Origin of the sequence: Nonomuraea sp. NPDC049649, assembly GCF_040675175.1 — a bacterium.
GTDB lineage: Bacteria > Actinomycetota > Actinomycetes > Streptosporangiales > Streptosporangiaceae > Nonomuraea.
This window is the reverse complement of the sequence record NZ_JBFAOH010000001.1, coordinates 25,261-43,934: the sequence shown is the minus strand read 5'-3', so window position 1 is coordinate 43,934 and position 18,674 is coordinate 25,261. Positions and strand designations below refer to the sequence as shown.

Genomic DNA, 18,674 nt, shown 5'->3' with positions numbered 1-18,674 from the left:
CTTGTCACTCCTGGAATGTAAGAAACAGTCCGCCGGAGGACGATCCTTATCCGTAGCCTTCAAGAAGGCGTTCTCAACGCCTCATCATTGATTCATAGTCGGGGCTAGGCGGACTGCAACCTGGACGCTACTCTCAGTGACTAGGGTGCTAAAGCCAGTCGGGACACATGTCGAGAGGGGCCGGGATGTCCGGCAGACAGCACAGGGAAACGGAAATGGCGCGGCGCATCAGGGCCAAGGGCCTCGCCGCCGGCCGGACCGCGGCCCAGATCGCTGAGGAGATCCACGAAGCGTGTGGCGCGCAGTTCGGCACGACGAAGATCAAAAGCCACCGTCTGTCCCATGGGATCGCGCTCGCCGACGTGATCGAACAGGTCAGAGCGCTGTTCGACCGTGATGAGAAGCCGGCGCCGGGCATCGGGGAGACCTTGCTCTCGGCGTACGAGAGCGGGCTGAAACGCCCCGGCCCCGAGTACCTCCACTATCTGTGCACCGTCTACCGTGTCGAGCCCCCCTCTCTCGGCTACGACGGACCGTGCATCTGCGGCCACGGGCACCGGATGCCCGGCGTGCTCGCCCCCAGCGGCGCCGACCTCAACGGCCGCCACGGCGCGGCGCTGCCCGAGCCCACCGAGCTGCGCACCCCGTCGCTGCATCCCGACAAGAACCCCGACAGCGAGGAAGACGAGAACATCCTCCGCCGGACGCTCTTAAAGCTGCTGGCCAACGACCCGGACGCGGCCAAGCTCACCGGCCCGGTGCTCGGCGCCTGCGAGGGCATCCGGCGGCGGATGGACTACACGCTCGTGTCGTCCTCGGTCTCGCCCTCGATGCTCGACCAGTGGGAGGAGTCCACGCTCTCCTTCGGCCGGCAGTACACGACGACGGCGCCGCTCCGGCTGCTCTGCGACGTGCTGCTGGAGCTGAGCGCGGTGCGCAACGCCATGACCCGGCGTCAGCCGATGGACTTGCAGGAGCGCCTGTGCCGGATGGCCGCCCAGCTCTCCGGGCTGAGCGGGATGATCATGATCAACCTGGGCGACCACCGGCTCGCCCGGTCGTTCTTCCGCACCGGCCGCACCGCCGCCGACGAGACCGGCGACCGGGCGCTGCGCGCGTGGGTGACCGCGCGCGAGGCGCTCGTCCCGCTCTACTACGGCGACGCCCGCGAGGCCCTCAACCTCGCCAAGAAGAGCCGCGACCTGGCCGGTCAGACGCCCTGCGTGGCGCAGGCGATGGCCCCGGTCGTCGAGGCCAGGGCGCTGGCCATGCTCTCCGGCCCCGACAGCCGCAAGGAGGTCGTCGACCAGGCCAAACGCGCGCTCGCCCGGGCCCGCAACGCCTTCTCCCACATCAAGGGCCAGGACCGCGAGGACATGGCCTTCGGCTACACCGAGAAGCAGCTCTACTTCTACCAGGGCGACGTGCTGACCAAGCTGGGGCAGACGCTGGAGGCCGACCTCATCCTCGACCAGGCGCTCCACCAGTACCAGGACCACATCCTCGACCAGACGCTGATCAGGCTGGACCAGGCCCAGTGCAGGCTGATCGAGGGCGAGATCGGCGAGGCGCTGCGGATCGGCACCGAGGCGCTACGCCTGCTCGGCGCCGAATACCGCACCGACTTCATCATGCGCCCCGCCGTGGCGCTGGAGCAGGCGGTCATGGCCCGCGACCCCGACCACCCCGCGCTTGACGCCTACCGGGCGCAGCTCCGGCCCAAGCAGGTCACCGCGGGCGAAGGGGCTGGCGGTGCATGAAGCTGAGAATCCGCCGCTACCGGTGGTCTGACCTCGACACCATCCTCACCCTCCACCAGATCTGCCTGGCCGAGGTGGGGCTGGTGCCGGGCGACGGGGTCTACTACGACGACGACTTCCCCCGTATCCAGGAGATCTACCTGGCGTGCGGGGGCGACTTCCTGGTCGGCGAGGCCGACCGGAAGGTCGTCGCGATGGGCGGGCTGAAACCGGTCGACAGCGCGAGCGCGGAGCTGTGCCGGCTCCGCGTGCACCCCGACTACCAGCGGCGGGGCTTCGGCTCGGCCATGCTCGCCGCGCTCGAAGAGCGCGCGGCCGAGCTGGGCTTCGAGCGGCTCCGCGGCGACACCACGCTCAACCAGGGGGCCGCGCTGGCGCTGTACGAGCGGCACGGGTGGCGGGAGATCGGCCGGGAGCGGGTGGGCGGGCTCACGGTCGTGTACGGGGAGAAGCGACTGACGCCCGCACCTGCTGAAATTTGAGGATATGTCGTCAAAAGCGCCCATTTCGGGCGCTTTTTCCTTTTTAGGGGTCTCCTTGGTGGTTGGCAGATACGGCCGAAGAGATGGCCGCGATATGTGGGCAATTGCCGGATCGCCGGGTTCAGAGGATAAGGATGTCCGGTCCTGCGAATGAGGCTCTTCACTCCCGGTGGTACAGGAGCATCACCGCAGACCGTCGACGATCCGGCCGCAGGTGATCGCGGTGAGATGCTTCCGTGCATGGCAGTCGTGCCCGCTCCCCGCCCCCTTCTGGGAGCCGTGCTTCTGTTGTTCGTGAGCGCCGCGTGGGGGTCGGCTTTCCCGCTGATGCAGGATCTCATCCATCGGTTACCGGTCGAGGACCTGCTCGCCGAGCGTTACACGCTCGCGGCCCTGACGCTGTTCCTGCTCCGGCCCGGCTGCCTGCGGGGTCTCTCCCGGTCCACGTGGATCGAAGGGCTCGTCCTGGGGGTCATGTTCGGAGTGGGGCAGAGCGCACAGGCCGTGGCTCTGTACAGCCTGCCCGCGGCGGTCTCGGGGTTCGCCGTCGGGTGCAGTGTCGTGATCACGCCGATCATGGCGCTGGCGCTGTTCAAGGCCAAGGTGCCCTTCCGGGTGTGGATCGGGGTGGTGCTGGCGCTGTTCGGCATGACCGCGTTCACGCTGCTGCGCGGCGTCGAGGACGGCGGCTTCTCGGTGCCGGCCCTGGTGGTGACGCTCCTCGCCGCGGCGCTGTACTCGGGGCACACGCTGCTGCTGGCCCGCCTGTCCAGGAAAGGCGAGCAGTTCAACGCCTACGCGCTGACGGTCATCCAGCTCGCGGCCATCGGCGTGCTCACCGGCGGCCTGGCCGTGCGCGACGGCATCACGCTGCCCGGCACCGTCTCCGACTGGGTGGTGCTCGGCCACCTGTCCGTCGTGTCGTGCGCGCTGGGTTTCCTGGCTCGCTCGTACGGTCAGGCGCACGTGCCCGCGGTGCCCAGCGCCGTGCTGATGTCGTCGCAGCCCTTCTGGGTGGCGGCCATCGCGGTGATCTGGTTCGGCGAGCAGGTGGGCTGGAGCATGATGCTCGGCGGCGGGCTGATGGCCGCGGCGATGCTGCTCGCGGTGCCGTCGCGGAACGCGGTGCTGGACGAGCCGCGGACGCGCCGCCATGACCTGCTCATGGTCTCGAAACGGGCGTCGCGGGTGCTGGGCGAGCTGAAGGTCAAAAGCGACGACCCGCTGAAGCTGGGCAACCAGGGGCCGTCCGCGCCCCTGGCGAGCCTGTGCCCCGATCGCGAGGTGTGCCCGTGGCAGGTGCGGGCCGTCAAAGGCGCGGGGGAGCCGAGCCTGGAGCGGCTCCTTGAGCGGGCCAGCCGGATCGTCCGTGCCGGGAACGAGGCCGGGGAGGGGCACTGCCGGCCGGCGGCGCAGCGGGGCCCGTGCCTGTGTGAGCTCATGAACATCTCGGGAGAGAAGGGGGCGGGGGTGATGTTCCCCTGCCGGTTTCGGGCAAAATAGGGCGTCGAGCCACAGAAATTACGAGCGCTTCTTAGTAATTGCACTCTTACTAATTGGCTATAAATCTTGATATTCGGCCGAATGTCCGAATAATTAAGATTACCCCAATGAAGAGGTGCAAGATGAAGCGCATCGTCGTCCGCAAGCCCGGCACCGCGCGGCTCGGGGGGACCTCCAGCGTCATTCACAAGGGGTGAAACACCTCAGAGCCCAGGGCGGCCCGCCCTCCACGTTCGGGAACACGCGGCTGCTCATGCCCGTCATCGACGGACATCGGCAGCCGCACGGACCGTACACCGTGGGCGCGGCCCTCCTGGGCAGGCTGGTACCGCAGGCCCTCGACCGGCGCCCCGAGCTGGTGGCCGCGTACGACATCGAGATCAGGGCCGTCGCGCCCGCGCTCGCGGACCTCGTACCCGCCAGGCGGGTCTGCCTCGACGCGCGGCTCCCCGACGACGAGCGCATCCTCGTCCCCGCGCCCCGCCGCACGCTCCGGCTGGCCAACGGCGTCGCCGAGTTCGTCCGGGAGGCTGTGGAGCCGGGCCACGTCCTGGCCGTCTGCAACGGCGACGAGGCCGACCCCACCGACGCCGAGCTGCTCGACGTGCTCATGCGCAGGATCCCGCCGGACGTCCTGACCATCGCCGTGTACGCGGACGGCCCCGAACCGCCCCTCGACACCCGCGACGCCGACGAGCTGTGGGCGCTCGTGGACCGGGGTGTCCGGGAGGGCTTCCTGCACGCGGTGGCGGAGCTGGGCGAGCGCGCGCTGACGCTGGTCGAGCCGGGTGGCGCGCCGTGGTGGCGGTTCGCCCAGCGCACCGCGACCGCGCTCGGCGGGCTCGGCCGGCGGGCCGAGGCCCGCGCCGTGTGGGAGCGGGCGCGCCGGGCCGGCCTGGACCCCGCCGTGCACGCCGCCTGCGCGTACGGGCTGGCCATGCTGGACGCCCGCGACCCCGACCCGGACCGGCGCGACCTGGGCAGGGCGCGCGGCTGGATCAACCAGGCGATCGCCATCTCGTCGCTGCTGCCCGACCCGGGGCAGCGGGCGTTCAAGCTGGGCTTCGACCGCAACGCCCTGGCCCTGGTCGAGCTGCGGGAAGGCCGCCTGGCCGAGGCGCTGACGCTGGTGGAGTCCGCCATCGAGCTGGCCGGGGAGCTGGGCGACCGGCACCCGATCCACCGCATGGTGCTGCTGGCCAACCGCGCCCAGCTGCTCGCCGCGATGGGCCGGGCCAAGGAGGCGCTGGAGGACTTCTCCGCCGCCATCGCCGTCGACCCGATGTTCCCCGACTCGTACCTGGAACGTGGCAACCTGCTGGTCAAGCTCGGCCGGCACACCGAGGCGCTGGCCGACTACGAGTCGGCGCTGCAGGTGGGGCCGCCGCTGCCGGAGGCGCACTACAACCGGGCCGAGGTGCGCGTCGTCCAGGGCGACCATGAGGGCGCACTGGCGGACCTGGCCCGGGTGATCGAGCTGGATCCCTCGTACGTGGACGCCTACATCAACCGCGCCGGGCTCCTCGCCGCGCTGGAACGGGACGCGGAGGCGCGCGCGGCGGCCGAGGCCGGGCTCGCGCTCGCGCCGGACAACCCGCACCTGCTGACGGTCCTCGGCCAGCTCGACACCGCGGCGGGCCGGTTGCCGGAGGCGCGCCGGGCGCTGGACCTGGCGATCGAACACGCCCCCGCCCTGGCCGCCGCCTGGGGCAACCGGGGCGTGCTCCGCTACGAGGCCGGGGACCCCGAGGGCGCGGTCGCCGACCTGACCCGGGCGATCGACCTGGGCGCCGAACCCGACCTGTACGCCAACCGGGCGGTCGCCCTGCGCGCCCTCGGCCGTACCGCCGAAGCCGAAGCCGACGAAGCCCGCGCCACCGGCCCCTGAAGTACGTCCATCCGATGGGGCGGGGGCCCTATCGCGAGAGGGGCGTACAGCCTCGGACGCGTTGACAAGGCCCTGTGCCGACGGCGATGCGGCCTGAAGCGGGCGGGGTTCGGTGCGAATAGCCTCGCCCGGGGGTGGCTCGGGCACTAGCGTGGGCGCGTGGGCTTCAACGAGCTGCTCCGCGATCTTCAGCCCGGCGCGAGCGCCCAGGCGGCCGGCGTGAGCCGGGGACACGGCGGGCCGCCCGCGCGGACCGTGGCCGTGCGCTCCGGCCCGCACCGGCTGCGCTGCGCCTCCCTGCTCAAGCCGCTGTACGCGTGGGTGACGGCGGGCCGCATCCCCGACGCCGAGCGGTGGCGGCGCCACGCCGAGCCCGCCGTTCTCGTCTCGTCCAACTCCGACACCCGCAGCCTGTGGCTGGCCGTCGGGCCGCTGGTCATCCTGGACGACATCTACCAGCGCACCGGGGTCCTGTGGCCGATGCACAACGGCGACCCGTCCAGGTTCGGCTCGATCGAGGTGGCCGCCGAGGAGGTGGCGACCGCGTACGCCGCGCTCGCCCAGGCGGCGCTGGCCGGTGACCCGGTGGCGAGCGACGTGCTGGAGTGGATGCGGCGGGTGGACGGCGAGCAGACGTTCGGCGTCCGCGAGGCGCTGGGCGCGCCGGAGTCGGGCGTCAAGTGCGGCTGGTTCGGCGAGCCGGACGAGACCTGCCTGCGCACCCACGCCGTGGCGGTGCTGCCGTCGGAGGGCACCCGCGCCACGGTCGTGGTCGCCCTGACCGCCCAGCCCTACACCGACGCGGCCCAGCGCGCCTCCTACCGCGCCGACATCCTGGCGGGGCTGTCCGTCGAGGCCGAGCACGAGCGCCTGTCGGGCCCCCTCCTCCGCTCTCTCCTCACTACGTCCCTCGCCGAACTGGGTCACGAGCCGTAGTACGGGCCCGTCTCCTGAGGGCGGCGCCGCGACCACATCCCTCCCCGAACTGGGCCACGAGCCGTAGTACGGACCCTTCTCCTAAGGCCGGGGGACGAGCAGGGTTTTTCCTGTTACGCGGCGGGCTTCGATGGCGGCGTGGGCTTCGGCGGCCGACTCCAGGGGCAGGGTCAGGCCGATCGCGGGGCGGAGCCGGCCGGCGGCGGCCTCTTCCAGTGCGGCCCGGGACAGCTCGCGCAGGTCGGTGGAAGGCCAGGGGACCTTCGTCACGCGGGTGCCGGGGGTGGTCATGGTGCCGCTCGCCATGCCGTAGACGCTCATGCGGCCGCCGTCGCGCAGCAGGGTCTCGGCGGTGGCGCCGATCTCGCCGCCCACACCGTCGAAGACCAGGTCCAGCGCGCCCGCCGCGTCGCGGACCCGCTCAGCCCAACCCGGCTCGGTGTAGTCCACGGTCAGCTCCGCCCCCAGCTCGGCGGCGAGTGCGCGCTTGGCCGGGCTGCTCGCCGCGCCGATCACCCGGGCCCCGGCCGCCGCCGCGAGCTGGACGAGGAGGCTGCCGACGCCGCCGCCCGCCGCCTCCACCAGCACCCACTCGCCCGGCTTGGGCTCGGCGGCGCGGACCAGGCCGAGTGCGGTGCGGCCGTCGGCCAGCAGCGCCACCGCGTGCTCGGGCGAGACGCCGTCGGGGATGGGGATCAGGTCGTCCGCGGACGCCACGGCCAGCTCGGCGTAGCCGCCGTAGCCGCCCAGCGTGCTCACCACGCGGGAGCCTGCCAGCGAGCCCGCCACCCCTGCGCCCACCGCCGTCACCGTGCCGGCCACGCCGTTGCCGAGGATCGCGGGCAGCTCGGCCCTGCGCGGCCCGCGGTCGGCCCGTACCTGCGTCTCCACGAACGTGACGCCCGCGACCGCCACCTCGATCAGCACCTGCCCGGGGCCCGGCACGGGGTCGGGCACCTCCTCTACCACCAGAGCCTCCGGGCCGCCGTACGCCCTCAGTACCACCGCTCTCATAGCTCCTCCTCAACCGGAGCGCTCTGCTCCGGTTGAAAACCGTATATCGGAGCGCTCCGCTCCGCAATATCCTGTACGCATGAGCAGGCGCGGCAGGCAGGCGGAGGCGGCGCGGAACGATCTGAAGCTGCTGCGGGCCGCGCACGAGGTGTTCACCACGCAGGGCTTCGACGCCCCCGTCTCGGCCATCGCGAAACAGGCCGGGCTGGGCATGGGCAGCCTCTACCGCCGCTACCGCACCAAGGAGGAGCTGCTGCAGCGGCTCTGCATAATCGCCATGGAGCGGGTCGTGGACGCCGCCACGGCCGGGCTGGCGGAGGACGACCCGTGGCAGGGGTTCGCCGGCTACGTGCGCGCCTGCGTCGGGTTCGGGTCCGGGGCGCTGGCGCCGGTGGCGGGCACCATCGCGGTCACCGACGAGATGGCGCGCACCGCGCGGCAGGCCACCGAGCTGGCGGGGCGGCTCGTCGCCCGGGCGCAGGAGGCGGGGGTGCTGCGGCCGGACGTGACGGAGCTGGACGTGTCGCTGCTGATCGAGCAGTTCAGCCGGCCCGCGCCGGGGCCGCGCGACGAGCGGCACGACGAGATCAAGCAGCGGCTGCTGGCCGTCGCGCTCGACGGCCTGCGCGCTCCCGGCACCACCCCGCTGCCGGGCGGCCCGCCGTCTCTCGAATGGTACGAAGGCCGCTGGGAGACCGGCTGACTACGAGGTCAGCTCCTCGATCACCTGCGCCAGCCCCGGCGGGTCCACGTACGAGGGCAGTTCCTCCGCCCACACGTAACCCCGGTAGGTCTTACGCTCCTCCTCCGTGAGCTCGCCGGGGTCCACCGGCGGGCGGGCCTCGCCGAAACGGGCCAGGTAGAACCGCTCGGTCTGGACGTACCGCACGCCAAGCCACGGGAAGTCGCGGTCGACCGCCACCCAGCGGTCCTCGACGGCCGAGCCCGGCAGGCCGGTCTCCTCGGTCAGCTCGCGCCGGGCCGCCGTCAGGGGCGTCTCGCCGGGGTCGATGCCGCCGCCCGGCGGCTCCCACACGTCGGCGCCGCTGACCGTGTCGTGCCAGTGCATGAGCAGCACCCGGCCGTCCCGGTCCAGGCAGACCACTCTGGCGGTGGGGCGGGAGACGACCTTCACGACCCCTCCTCCCGCAGGACCAGCGTCAGCAGGCCGGGGAAGCGGGCCTCGAACTCGGGCCCGCGCAGCCGGTTGAGCCGCCGCGCCCCCTGCTCACGCTGCTCCAGCAGCCCGGCGCCGCGCAGCACCGCGAAGTGGTGGCTGAGCGTGGACTCGGCGACCGGCAGGTGGCCGAAGCCGCCGCAGGCACGGCTCCAGCCGGGCTCGGCGGCGAACTCGCGGACGATGCGGCGGCGGATGGGGTCGCCCAGCGCGTCGAGCGCGTCCTGGAGGGCCGCCTCGGCGGGGGAGGAGCGGGCGGGCCCGCGTGTCGTGTTCGAAGAAGATCGAACACCGGAGTACTGTTCCATCGTGATCGAACAGTTTACTCACGCCATCGGCCATGTAGGGGTCTGGCACCCCCTCTTCGGCAACGCGCCGGGCACGACCGGAGTCCAGGCGGCCGTCCGGGCCGAGGAGCTCGGGTACGGGTCGGTCTGGGTGAGCGAGGGCCCGGGCGGCAAGGACCCGTTCGTGGCCGCGGCGCTCCTGCTCGCGGGCACCAGCCGGATCGCCGTCGGCACCGGCATCGCCAGCATCTGGTCGCGCGACGCCGCCGCGATGGCGGGCAGCCTGCTGGCGGTGGGCGACGCGTTCCCCGGCCGGTTCGTCGCCGGGCTCGGTGTCAGCCACGCGCCGCTGGTCAACGCGCGCGGCCACGAGTACGCCAAGCCGCTGACGGCGATGCGCCGCTATCTCGACGGCATGGACGAGGCGGCGAAGTCCCAGCGGGGCGTGCACCCGCCCCGGCTGCTCGCCGCCCTCCGCCCCCGCATGCTGGAGCTGGCCAGGGACCGCGCCGCCGGCGCTCACCCGTACTTCGTGCCGCCCGAGCACACCACGCGGGCCAGGGAGGTCCTCGGCGCGGGCAAGCTGCTCATCCCGGAGCAGGCGGTCGTCGTCGAGACCGACCCGGCGCGCGCCCGTGAGATCGCCCGCAAGCACATGTCCATGTACCTGCGCCTGCCCAACTACGTCGACAACCTGCGCCACCTCGGCTACACGGACGACGACGTCGCGGGTGGCGGCAGCGACCGGCTCGCGGACGCGATCGTGGGCTGGGGCGGGCCGGAGGAGGTGGCCGCGCGGGTGCGCGCCCACCTCGACGCCGGCGCCGACCACGTGGTCATCCAGCCGCTCGCGCCCAAGGGCTTCGACCTCGACGACGCGCTGCGCCAGCTCGCCCTGCTCGCCCCCGCGCTCGGCCTCTCGTCGTAGGCAGTCAGCGCTTCATGGCGCCGTCGGCGATCGCGTCGGCCGCCTCGCTGATGGCGATGCCGACGATCTCCAGGCGCCGTACGAGCTCGCGTTCCTTCATGCGTTCGGCCGTCGGCTCGCCCGAGAAGATGCGCGAGATCTCGTACTGGTACATCCGGCGGATCGCGCTGCCCGCCTTCTTGGCCTCCAGCGCGTCGTGCGCCACGGCCGACGGGCTGGAGACGAGGTCCTTGACCGCGGTCTCCAGCGCGTCGATGCCGACGATCACCTGGTCGAGCAGCGGGGTGAAGCGGATCTGGTCGGGCACCCGGTAGAGGTGCGACTCGCGGACGAAGTCGCGCAGCGAGTCCAGCACGTCGTCGATCGAGCGCGACAGCCTGAACAGGTCCTCCCGGTCGATGGGGGTGATCAGGGCCGACTCCAGCTCCTCGACCAGCAGGCGGCGCTCCTCGTCGCCGAGGTGCTCGATGGTGCGCATCTGCTCGTGCGCGCCCGTCCTGCCGACCTCGCCGCCGATCATCGCCATGGCCAGCCACGCGCCCTCCTTGGTGGCCTTCAGCTGGCCGAGCAGGGCGTCCGACAGCGCGGTGTCCATGCGTCCGGTCATCAAGTCGCGGATCCTGCGGAACCGCCGCATCAGCCTGCCGCCCTTCACACCATCCCCCTTCCGATGAAGGCCGCCACCGCGGACAGCACCCCGCTGGCCGGCAGAGTGAGCAGCCAGGCAAGAACGATCTTGACCGCCGCGTACCAGCGGACCCGGCCGCCGCCGCGCACCACCCCCGCGCCGACCAGCGCGCCCGCGATGGCCTGCGTCATGCTCACCGGCATGCCCACCGCCGAGCAGCCCAGCACCGCGCTCCCGGCCGACAGCTCCGCCGCCACCCCGTGCAGCGGGCGGAAGGCGATGATCTCCCGGCTCAGCGTGCGGCCCGCCTTCGGCAGCCCGTACATGGCGCCGAGCCCGAACAGCACGGCCACGAGGATCGTGTACCGCGGCGGCGCGTCCGAGAAGCCCAGCGCGATCATGAAGATGGCGAGCATCTTCTGCCCGTCGTTGGCCGCGTACGCGACGGTCTGGAGCAGGAACCCCACCCGGTGCCACCTGCGCAGCCCGCCGGTGCTGGAGAAGCGGACCAGCAGCGTCGTCACCGCCCACGCCACCAGGCCGCCGACGATCGGCGCGGCCAGGCCGAAGCCCAGCACCAGCGCCACGTACGGCAGCGAGACCGGCAGCCCCCAGCCCAGGCCCGCCCCGGTGAGCCCGCCGACCAGCGCCAGCGTGAGGCTGGTCGGGCGGCCCTTCGCGGTCAGGAACGCGACCACGGCAAGCGCGCTCAGCACGGCGATCGCGGTAGCCGTCCGGCCGCCCGGCCCCTCGAAGGTGGCCAGCCGCTCCACCAGCGTCAGCGCCACCTGGTGGGTGGCGAGCGGCACCAGCGCCAGCATCACGACCAGGGCCAGGATGCCGGTCATCGGCCGGATGGACGGCAGCTTGAGCCCGGTGGCCAGCAGCGCCCCGCCGTCGTTCATGCCCGACACCAGGGCGAACAGCCCGGCGACCGCGACGAGCACGACGACGTCCACTGGCACGGGCAACCTCCGGAAAAGCGATGTATACGGGTTATCTACCCGTGCGCAGGTGGATAAGCCAAGTGGGACCCCGGTGCGGGGCGCGGTAATCTCGATGAATCCGCCGCGCAGATCTCACCCGAGAGCGATCCATGAGTGTTGCCGAGTACGTCCTCACGCTGTCCTGTCCTGACCGGCCCGGTGTCGTGGCCGCCGTGTCGAGCCTGCTGTCCCGTCATGGGTGCAACATCACGGAGAGCCAGCAGTTCGGCGACCGCGAGAGAGCCCGGTTCTTCATGCGGGTGCAGTTCGCCACCTCGCTCGGCGAGGACGAGGTACGGGCCGCCTTCGCCGCCCTGGCCCCCGAGTTCGCCATGGAGTTCCAGCTCCGCGACGTGGCCAGGAAGCCCAAGGTGCTCATCATGGTGAGCAGGTTCGACCACTGCCTCAACGACCTGCTCTACCGCGTCCGGAGCGGCTCGCTCGACATCGAGGTCGTCGCGGTCGTCTCCAACCACCCCGACCTGCGCCCGCTCACCCAGTCCCACGGTATCGACTACCACCACCTGCCGGTCACGCCCGAGACCAAGCCGAAGCAGGAGGCCGAGGTGCTCGCGCTGGTCGAGCGCTACCAGGTCGACTTCGTGGTGCTGGCCCGCTACATGCAGGTGCTGTCGGAGGAGCTGTGCGCCAAGCTGAGCGGGCGGGTGATCAACATCCACCACTCGTTCCTGCCGTCGTTCAAGGGCGCCAAGCCGTACCACCAGGCCCACGACCGGGGCGTCAAGCTGATCGGCGCGACCGCCCACTACGTCACGTCCGACCTCGACGAGGGGCCGATCATCGAGCAGGAGGTGGCCCGGGTCAACCACAGCCACTCTCCCGAGGACCTGGCCGCGATCGGCCGCGACGTCGAGAGCCTGACCCTGGCCCGGGCGGTCAAGTGGCACGCCGAGCAGCGCGTCCTGCTCGACGGCCACAAGACCATCGTGTTCCCGCGCTGAGGCCCCGGTGTTAGCCGTGCCCCGGTGAGGGCACGGCGCTGGGCATGCCTGAAGAACCGAACACCACACCACCGCCGCAGACCCAGCGCTACCCCGGCGGCACCGGCGAGATGACCCCGCAGCCGCGCGATGAGATGCGCGGCTACCAGGGCAGAGACCTGCTGTCCGGCAAGCGGGCGCTCGTCACCGGCGGCGACTCCGGCATCGGCCGTGCCGTCTCCGTCGCCTTCGCCAAGGAGGGCGCCGACGTCGCGATCGCCTACCTGAGCGAGCACGAGGACGCCGGCCACACCCGGAAGCTGGTCGAGGCCGAAGGCCGGCGCTGCGTGCTGCTCCCCGGCGACCTGGCCGACCGCGACCACTGCGTCCAGGTCGTCGAGCGGGCCGTCGCCGAACTCGGCGGCCTCGACGTCGTGGTGAACAACGTCGCCTACCAGCAGCCGGTCGACTCGCTGGAGGAGCTGACCGACGAGCAGTGGGAGCACACCTTCGCGGTCAACATCCACAGCTACTACCGCGTCACCAGGGCCGCGCTGCCGCACCTGCGCGAGGGCGCGGCGATCGTCAACACCTCCTCGATCAACGGCCTGCGCGGCAACAAGACCCTCCTGGACTACTCCGCGACCAAGGGCGCGATCAACGCCTTCACCTACGCGATGGCGCAGAACCTGGTCGACCGGGGCATCCGGGTCAACGCCGTGGCCCCGGGGCCGGTCTGGACCCCGCTCATCCCCGCCACCTTCCCCGAGGAGAAGGTCGAGCAGTTCGGCAAGCAGGTGCCGATGAAGCGGGCGGCCGACCCCGACGAGATCGCTCCCTCGTACGTGTTCTTCGCCTCGAACCTGATGTCGTCGTACTACACCGGAGAGGTGCTGGCCCCGATCGGCGGGGAGACGCTGCCCGGCTGAGCACCGAAGATGAGAGTTCTCTCATCCTGGGCTCAGAGGGGTCTCCTCGGGATCCGGCACGGTGGTGCCCGTGAAGAGCCGACTGCCTATCCTCGCCGTCCTGGCCGGGCTGGTCGTGGCCGCCGTCGTGACGATCGGGTTCATCCGGGCCGCGGCCGGCGGGCCCGAGCTGGGCGGGCCCGTCGTGGTCTCGAACCAGCCGTCCGCGGGCCCGGTATCCGCGGAGAGCCCCGGAACCCCCGACGACCAGGCACCCGAGACCCAGGCCCCCGACACCCAGGCCCCCGACACCCGGGCCGCTGAGAGCCGGACCCCCGAGACCGCGGACGCCGAGACCGCCGGCGCCGAGATGAAGTCGTCGCCACGTAAGGCGAACGCCGAACCCGTCAGGCCCCCGTCACCCAAGCCGGGCGGGGACGACGATGATGATGACGATGACGACGACGATGATGATGACGACGATGACGACGATGACGATGACTGATCGGTCACCGGCATGCGGATGACCGCCCGCAGCCGGATCGTCGGCTGGATGCTGGCGGTCGTCGCCCTCGCCCTCGCCGTCGCCATCTTCGCGACCTGGGCCATCCTCAGCAGGCTGATCGACGATCGGGTCGACGCCGAGCTCGGCAACGAGGCGGAGAAGCTGCGCCGCTACGCCGCCACCGCCGTCGACACCCGGGACGTGGACACGCTGCTGTCCGGATATCTCTCCTACAACCCGCCCGACGAGTGGGAGACGTTCTTCACGGTCGTGGACGGGCAGGCCCACAAGATCACCGGAATCCCGCCGCTGGCCCGGCTGGACACCGACGAGGCGTTCGTCGCCCGCGTCGCGAGCGCCACCGAGCCGGTCAGCGGCCAGACCGAGAGCACCGCCGGCACCGTCCGCTACGCCGTCGTCCCGGTCGAGGTCGCCGGCGACCCCCGCCGCGGGCAGCTGGTCATCGTGCTCTTCTACGACCACTACCGCTCGGAGGTGATGGACGCGATCCGCGTCCTCGCCCTGACCTCGCTGGCCGCGCTCGCGCTGGCGGGCGCGGCGGGCTGGTTCGTGGCGGGGCGGGTGCTGGCCCCGATCCGGCTGGTGCGGCAGACCGCCGCCCGGATCAGCGACTCGTCCGACCTGACCAGACGGCTCGACGTGCCGGGCGACGACGACGTGGCCGCACTGGCCGCCACCTTCAACCACATGCTCGACCGGCTCGAACAGGCCTTCGCCGTGCAGCGCGACTTCGTCGACGACGCCGGCCACGAGCTGCGCACCCCCATCACGGTGATCCGCGGCCACCTCGAACTCATGGGCGACGACCCCCAGGACCGGGCCGAGACCCTCGCCCTGGTCACCGACGAGCTGGACCGGATGAACCGCATGGTCGACGACCTGCTCACGCTGGCCAAGGCCGAGCAGCCCGGCTTCCTCAACATCGAGGAGGTGGAGCTGGCCGACCTGACCGTCAGCGTCGTGGCCAAGGCGCGGGCCCTCGGCGAGCGGCGGTGGCGGGTGGACGAGGTCGCCGAGGCGCGCATCCCCGCCGACCGGCAGCGGCTCACGCAGGCGCTCATGCAGCTCGCCTCCAACGCCGTGCGCCACACCGCCGACGACGGGCAGATCGCGGTGGGCTCCGCCGTCCAGGACGGGTTCGTACGGTTGTGGGTACGCGACGACGGCCCCGGGGTGCCGCCCGCCGACCGGGAGAAGATCTTCCGCCGGTTCCTGCGCGGCCGGAGCGGCGGGCACGAAGGCGCCGGGCTCGGCCTGGCCATCGTCAGGTCCATCGCCGAAGCCCACGGCGGTACCGTCGCGGTGGAGGACGCCCCCGGCGGCGGGGCGTGTTTTGTGATCACCATTCCGATGCGGGAGGTTCGTTGAACCGGATCCTGATCGCCGAGGACGAGGCGCGGATCGCCTCCTTCGTGGAGAAGGGGCTGCGCGGCAACGGCTTCGTCACCGCCGTGGTGAGCGACGGCCCGGCCGCCTTCGACCTGGCGGCCAGCGGCGCGTTCGACCTGCTCATCCTGGACATCGGGCTGCCGCTCAGCGACGGCTTCACGGTGCTGCGGCGGCTCAGGGAGGCCCGGATCGGCATCCCGGTGATCATCCTGACCGCCCGCGACAGCGTCACCGACAAGGTGGCCGGGCTGGAGGGCGGCGCCGACGACTACATAGCCAAGCCGTTCGCGTTCGAGGAGCTGCTGGCGCGGGTGCGGCTGCGGCTGCGCGCCGACCGGACCCCCGAGGTGACCGTGCTGCGGGTCGGCGACCTGGCGCTCGACCTGCGTACCCGCCGCGCCTACGTGGGAGACCGGGCGGTGGACCTGTCGACGCGGGAGTTCTCGCTCGCCGAGGCGTTCTGCCGCCACCCCGACCAGGTGCTGACCCGGGAGCAGCTGCTGAGCCACGTGTGGGGCTTCGACTTCGACCCCGGCTCGAACGTGGTGGACGTGTACGTGCGCTACCTGCGCCGCAAGCTCGGCGCCGACCGCATCGAGACCGTCCGGGGGACGGGCTACCGGCTGCGGGCGGGCCGGCCCGAGCCTTGATGAGAACGTCCTCACGATCGGCTCACCAGCGGTTCACCACCGGGCGAGACGCTGTTCATGACAGCGACATCCCCTGGAGGACCCCTTGAGACCGACCACGCTCCTCGCCTTCGCGATCGACCTGGCCGCGATCGTCACGCTCGCCTACGGCCTGTACTACCGTCGCCATCGCCGCCGCGACCTGCTCTTCGCCTACGTGGCGCTGAACACCGGCATCTTCGCCGTGGTCTCGCTCATGCTGGTCCAGCGGGTGGACCTCGCCGTCGGGTTCGGCCTGTTCGGCGTGCTGGCCATCATCCGGCTCCGCTCGGCCGAGATCACCCAGCAGGAGATCGCGTACTACTTCATCGCCATCGCGCTCGGCCTTGTGAACGGCATCGGCGCCTCCTGGCCGCTGACCGCGCTCTTCCTCGACGTGGCGCTGCTGGCCGTGCTGTACGTGGCCGACCATCCGCGGCTGCTCGGCCGTACCCAACAGCAGCTCGTGACCCTGGACGTGGTGCACACCGACCCGGCGCTGCTCCGCGCGGACCTGGAGAGCAGGCTCGGCGGGCGGGTGCTGCGGTTCGTCGTCACCCACGTCGACTACGTGCGGGACATCACCGTGGTGGACGTCCGCTACGAGATCCCGGCGGAGCGGCGGGAGGTGGCGTGGCGATGACCGAGTGGCCCGACGCGGGAGTCCTGCTCGCCGGCGTCGCCGCCGGCCTGAACCCCGTCACGCTGGAGGAGATCACCGCCCGCTCCAAGCTGATGAGCCGGATGGACCGCAAGTATCTGGTGCCCGCCCCCGTCATGACCCGCCTGGCCGACGAGCTCGGCGACCGGTTCGCGGTGCTGGAGATCGGCGGCCGGCGCCAGTTCCGCTACACCTCCACCTACTTCGACACGCCCGACCTGCTCACGTACCGGCAGCACCGCCAGCGGCGCCGCCGCCGATTCAAGATCCGTACGCGGACGTACCTGGACGGCGGCGGCCGGTGGCTGGAGGTGAAGCTGAAGGGCGCGCGCGGCGGCACCGACAAGCACCGCATCCCCTACGACGGCGCGCCCGCCCACGCGCTCACCCCCGAGGCGCTCGACTACCTCGACACCACCCTGGCCTCCGGCCTGATGCTGCCGCGCCCGGCGTCGCTCGGGCCGGTGCTGTCCACCGACTACCGCCGGGTCACCCTCGTCGACCGGTCCGGGTCCGCCCGGCTTACCTGCGACAGCAACCTCGTCTGCCACGACATGCGGCAGGAGCTCCCGGCCCGGCGCGACCTCGTCCTGCTGGAGTCGAAGTCCGCCGGCGGCGACGCGGCGGCCGACCGGGTGCTACGCCGCCTGGGCATCCGGCCGGTCAGCGTCAGCAAGTACTGCCTCGGCGTGGCCACCCTGCTGGGCGTCCCGGCCAACCCCTGGCACCGGGTGATGCGCCGCTACTTCAGAACCACCCCGAACTGAGCGCCCGGCTCACGGCCGGTAGGTGCCGAAGAACCAGAAGTTGTCCTCCGGGTCGGCGGCCGCGTACTCGCGCGACCCGTACGGCTGATCCGTCAGCTCCATCGTGATCCGGGCGCCGGCCGCCCTGGCGCGGTCGTGATGGGCGTCGGCGTCGGCGACCGCGACGTACACGCCCGGACCGCCCGGGACGCCCTGGCCGAGCATGATGATGTCGTCACCGGCACGCAGCTCGGCATGGTCGACCACGCCCTCGTCGTTCTTGGACACCTCGTGCGTCTCGAACCCGAAGGCCGCGGTGAGGAAGTCGACGGCCGCCGCGCAATCCCGGTAACGGACCAGTGGATAGACCTTCATCACATACCTCCAGCTCAGAGCAGGTCGGCAGGAGAGGGAACCACCGTGAACGGTTCTGGAACTCCCTGCTCAAGAGGCGAGTGTGGCGTCGGCCGGAGGACGGGGTCTTGGAGAAATCTGACCGGGCGTGATCGCGGCGAGCGCGCGGAACTCGCGGTTCATGTGGGCCTGGTCGTAGAAGCCGCACGCGGCCGCCACCTCGGCGAGCGGCGCGCCCGAACGCAGCAGCGGCACCGCCCGGTGGAAACGGATCACCCGGGCGGCCGCCTTCGGCGTCAGCCCCACCTGGTCGCGGAAGCGCGACACCAGATGCCGGTGGCTGCGCCCCAGCGACGCGGCCAGCGACGAGACCGGGACGGCGCCGCCCGACTCCAGCAGCCGCGCCCACGCCCAGCGCACCTCCGGGTCGGGCTCGGGCCCCGAGGCGATCCGGCCGGCGAGCAGCCGCTCGGCCAGCGCCAGCCGCTCCGGATGGGACGGCGCCTCGGCCAGCCGCCCGGCCGCCTCCTGCGCCCACGGGCCGAGCAGCTCACCGGCGGGCACGGCCAGGTTGACCACCTGCCCGAGCGGCATCCCGAACAGCCGCCGGGCCCCGAACGGGGTCAGCTCGACCTGCACCCCCTCGGTGGGGACGGTCATCCGGGTGAGCACGAACCGGTCGGACGGCCCCGCCGCGAACGAGGTCAGCCGCTCGCCGCCCACCTCCATCGGCCCGCCGAACCCCAGGATCAGCACCGCGCCCGTCTCCGCCGGCTCGGCCCGCGTCAGCGGCCTGCCGTGATCCTCGCGGTAGGCGCACAGGCGGCGTACGTACGGCCGGAGGGCAGGATCGGGGGCCGCCCCGGTCATGGTCAGCCCCCGTCCGCTCATA

General features: G+C 72.0%; 21 protein-coding genes. 14 read left to right on the top strand and 7 right to left on the bottom strand.

Translation table 11 applies throughout. The annotated features are described in order from the left end of the window. The first annotated feature begins 215 nt into the window (after positions 1-215). The 5 genes from AB0J42_RS00230 (at position 216) to AB0J42_RS00210 (ending at position 6,569) form a co-directional block, all read left to right on the top strand. Positions 216-1,760 (top strand): XRE family transcriptional regulator, encoded by a 1,545-nt coding sequence (locus AB0J42_RS00230; RefSeq protein ID WP_364286477.1) that lies wholly within the window; start codon positions 216-218, stop codon positions 1,758-1,760. Then, complete coding sequence (locus AB0J42_RS00225; RefSeq protein ID WP_364286474.1) at positions 1,757-2,242, top strand: GNAT family N-acetyltransferase; 486 nt, start codon at positions 1,757-1,759, stop codon at positions 2,240-2,242. Before AB0J42_RS00230 ends, AB0J42_RS00225 begins: the two co-directional genes overlap by 4 nt. Positions 2,243-2,521: 279 nt before the next feature. Next, the gene (locus tag AB0J42_RS00220) at positions 2,522-3,745 is read left to right on the top strand and encodes a DMT family transporter (protein WP_364286471.1); all 1,224 of its coding nucleotides are present in this window, start codon (positions 2,522-2,524) and stop codon (positions 3,743-3,745) included. Between the two features lie 193 nt (positions 3,746-3,938). Beyond that, positions 3,939-5,633: a tetratricopeptide repeat protein gene (locus AB0J42_RS00215; protein ID WP_364286468.1), complete on the top strand. Its 1,695-nt coding sequence runs from the start codon at positions 3,939-3,941 to the stop codon at positions 5,631-5,633. 159 nt (positions 5,634-5,792) lie between these two features. Then, entirely contained in the window at positions 5,793-6,569 is a 777-nt protein-coding gene (locus AB0J42_RS00210) for a hypothetical protein (RefSeq protein ID WP_364286466.1), read from the top strand. A gap of 81 nt (positions 6,570-6,650) precedes the next feature. Here the strand turns inward: AB0J42_RS00210 and AB0J42_RS00205 are convergent, their stop codons facing one another. Then, positions 6,651-7,583, bottom strand: a complete 933-nt coding sequence (locus AB0J42_RS00205; RefSeq protein WP_364286463.1) for a zinc-binding dehydrogenase — start codon at positions 7,581-7,583, stop codon at positions 6,651-6,653. A gap of 79 nt (positions 7,584-7,662) precedes the next feature. Between AB0J42_RS00205 and AB0J42_RS00200 the strand changes: the two genes are divergently transcribed. Further along, complete coding sequence (locus AB0J42_RS00200) at positions 7,663-8,286, top strand: helix-turn-helix domain-containing protein (protein WP_364286460.1); 624 nt, start codon at positions 7,663-7,665, stop codon at positions 8,284-8,286. Here the strand turns inward: AB0J42_RS00200 and AB0J42_RS00195 are convergent, their stop codons facing one another. Together AB0J42_RS00195 and AB0J42_RS00190 are read right to left on the bottom strand one after the other, a co-directional pair. Further along, positions 8,287-8,718 (bottom strand): NUDIX domain-containing protein, encoded by a 432-nt coding sequence (locus AB0J42_RS00195; protein ID WP_364286457.1) that lies wholly within the window; start codon positions 8,716-8,718, stop codon positions 8,287-8,289. Then, complete coding sequence (locus AB0J42_RS00190) at positions 8,715-9,068, bottom strand: ArsR family transcriptional regulator (RefSeq protein WP_364286454.1); 354 nt, start codon at positions 9,066-9,068, stop codon at positions 8,715-8,717. The genes AB0J42_RS00195 and AB0J42_RS00190 overlap by 4 nt, the downstream gene beginning before the upstream one ends. Position 9,069: 1 nt before the next feature. Between AB0J42_RS00190 and AB0J42_RS00185 the strand changes: the two genes are divergently transcribed. Further along, on the top strand, positions 9,070-9,975 hold the full coding sequence (locus AB0J42_RS00185) for a TIGR03620 family F420-dependent LLM class oxidoreductase (RefSeq protein WP_364286451.1): 906 nt from the start codon (positions 9,070-9,072) through the stop codon (positions 9,973-9,975). Positions 9,976-9,979: 4 nt separating this feature from the next. Here AB0J42_RS00185 and AB0J42_RS00180 read toward each other — a convergent pair whose 3' ends face one another. After that, positions 9,980-10,630 (bottom strand): DUF47 family protein, encoded by a 651-nt coding sequence (locus tag AB0J42_RS00180; RefSeq protein ID WP_364286448.1) that lies wholly within the window; start codon positions 10,628-10,630, stop codon positions 9,980-9,982. After that, positions 10,627-11,568, bottom strand: coding sequence for an inorganic phosphate transporter (locus AB0J42_RS00175; RefSeq protein WP_364286445.1), 942 nt, complete (start codon positions 11,566-11,568; stop codon positions 10,627-10,629). Before AB0J42_RS00175 ends, AB0J42_RS00180 begins: the two co-directional genes overlap by 4 nt. Positions 11,569-11,699: 131 nt before the next feature. On the opposite strand from AB0J42_RS00175, the gene purU reads away from it, so the two are divergent. The 7 genes from purU to AB0J42_RS00140 all read left to right on the top strand — a co-directional run bounded on the left by purU (position 11,700) and on the right by AB0J42_RS00140 (position 17,449). Continuing rightward, positions 11,700-12,551, top strand: a complete 852-nt coding sequence (gene purU, locus AB0J42_RS00170) for a formyltetrahydrofolate deformylase (RefSeq protein ID WP_364286442.1) — start codon at positions 11,700-11,702, stop codon at positions 12,549-12,551. A 44-nt stretch (positions 12,552-12,595) separates the two neighbouring features. Further along, entirely contained in the window at positions 12,596-13,459 is an 864-nt protein-coding gene (locus AB0J42_RS00165) for an SDR family oxidoreductase (RefSeq protein WP_364286439.1), read from the top strand. 70 nt (positions 13,460-13,529) lie between these two features. Beyond that, positions 13,530-13,943, top strand: a complete 414-nt coding sequence (locus tag AB0J42_RS00160) for a hypothetical protein (protein ID WP_364286436.1) — start codon at positions 13,530-13,532, stop codon at positions 13,941-13,943. Positions 13,944-13,955: 12 nt separating this feature from the next. Beyond that, positions 13,956-15,332 carry a HAMP domain-containing sensor histidine kinase gene (locus AB0J42_RS00155; protein WP_364286433.1) on the top strand — a complete coding sequence of 459 codons (1,377 nt, stop codon included), beginning with the start codon at positions 13,956-13,958 and terminating at the stop codon, positions 15,330-15,332. Continuing rightward, positions 15,329-16,003, top strand: coding sequence for a response regulator transcription factor (locus tag AB0J42_RS00150; RefSeq protein ID WP_364286431.1), 675 nt, complete (start codon positions 15,329-15,331; stop codon positions 16,001-16,003). Before AB0J42_RS00155 ends, AB0J42_RS00150 begins: the two co-directional genes overlap by 4 nt. Positions 16,004-16,088: 85 nt before the next feature. After that, positions 16,089-16,664, top strand: coding sequence for a DUF4956 domain-containing protein (locus tag AB0J42_RS00145; RefSeq protein ID WP_364286428.1), 576 nt, complete (start codon positions 16,089-16,091; stop codon positions 16,662-16,664). Next, complete coding sequence (locus tag AB0J42_RS00140; RefSeq protein ID WP_364286425.1) at positions 16,661-17,449, top strand: polyphosphate polymerase domain-containing protein; 789 nt, start codon at positions 16,661-16,663, stop codon at positions 17,447-17,449. The genes AB0J42_RS00145 and AB0J42_RS00140 overlap by 4 nt, the downstream gene beginning before the upstream one ends. A 9-nt stretch (positions 17,450-17,458) precedes the next feature. Here AB0J42_RS00140 and AB0J42_RS00135 read toward each other — a convergent pair whose 3' ends face one another. Beyond that, on the bottom strand, positions 17,459-17,803 hold the full coding sequence (locus tag AB0J42_RS00135; protein WP_364286422.1) for a VOC family protein: 345 nt from the start codon (positions 17,801-17,803) through the stop codon (positions 17,459-17,461). Positions 17,804-17,872: 69 nt separating this feature from the next. Next, entirely contained in the window at positions 17,873-18,673 is an 801-nt protein-coding gene (locus AB0J42_RS00130; RefSeq protein WP_364286419.1) for a helix-turn-helix domain-containing protein, read from the bottom strand. Position 18,674 lies beyond the last annotated feature (1 nt).

Coding starts and splice junctions, on each gene's coding strand:
- AB0J42_RS00230 (WP_364286477.1), top strand. CDS start 216: ATGGCGCGGCGCATCAGGGCCAAGGGCCTCGCCGCCGGCCGGACCGCG.
- AB0J42_RS00225 (WP_364286474.1), top strand. CDS start 1,757: ATGAAGCTGAGAATCCGCCGCTACCGGTGGTCTGACCTCGACACCATC.
- AB0J42_RS00205 (WP_364286463.1), bottom strand. CDS start 7,583: ATGAGAGCGGTGGTACTGAGGGCGTACGGCGGCCCGGAGGCTCTGGTG.
- AB0J42_RS00200 (WP_364286460.1), top strand. CDS start 7,663: ATGAGCAGGCGCGGCAGGCAGGCGGAGGCGGCGCGGAACGATCTGAAG.
- AB0J42_RS00190 (WP_364286454.1), bottom strand. CDS start 9,068: ATGGAACAGTACTCCGGTGTTCGATCTTCTTCGAACACGACACGCGGG.
- purU (WP_364286442.1), top strand. CDS start 11,700: ATGAGTGTTGCCGAGTACGTCCTCACGCTGTCCTGTCCTGACCGGCCC.
- AB0J42_RS00165 (WP_364286439.1), top strand. CDS start 12,596: ATGCCTGAAGAACCGAACACCACACCACCGCCGCAGACCCAGCGCTAC.
- AB0J42_RS00155 (WP_364286433.1), top strand. CDS start 13,956: ATGCGGATGACCGCCCGCAGCCGGATCGTCGGCTGGATGCTGGCGGTC.
- AB0J42_RS00140 (WP_364286425.1), top strand. CDS start 16,661: ATGACCGAGTGGCCCGACGCGGGAGTCCTGCTCGCCGGCGTCGCCGCC.
- AB0J42_RS00135 (WP_364286422.1), bottom strand. CDS start 17,803: ATGAAGGTCTATCCACTGGTCCGTTACCGGGATTGCGCGGCGGCCGTC.
- AB0J42_RS00130 (WP_364286419.1), bottom strand. CDS start 18,673: ATGAGCGGACGGGGGCTGACCATGACCGGGGCGGCCCCCGATCCTGCC.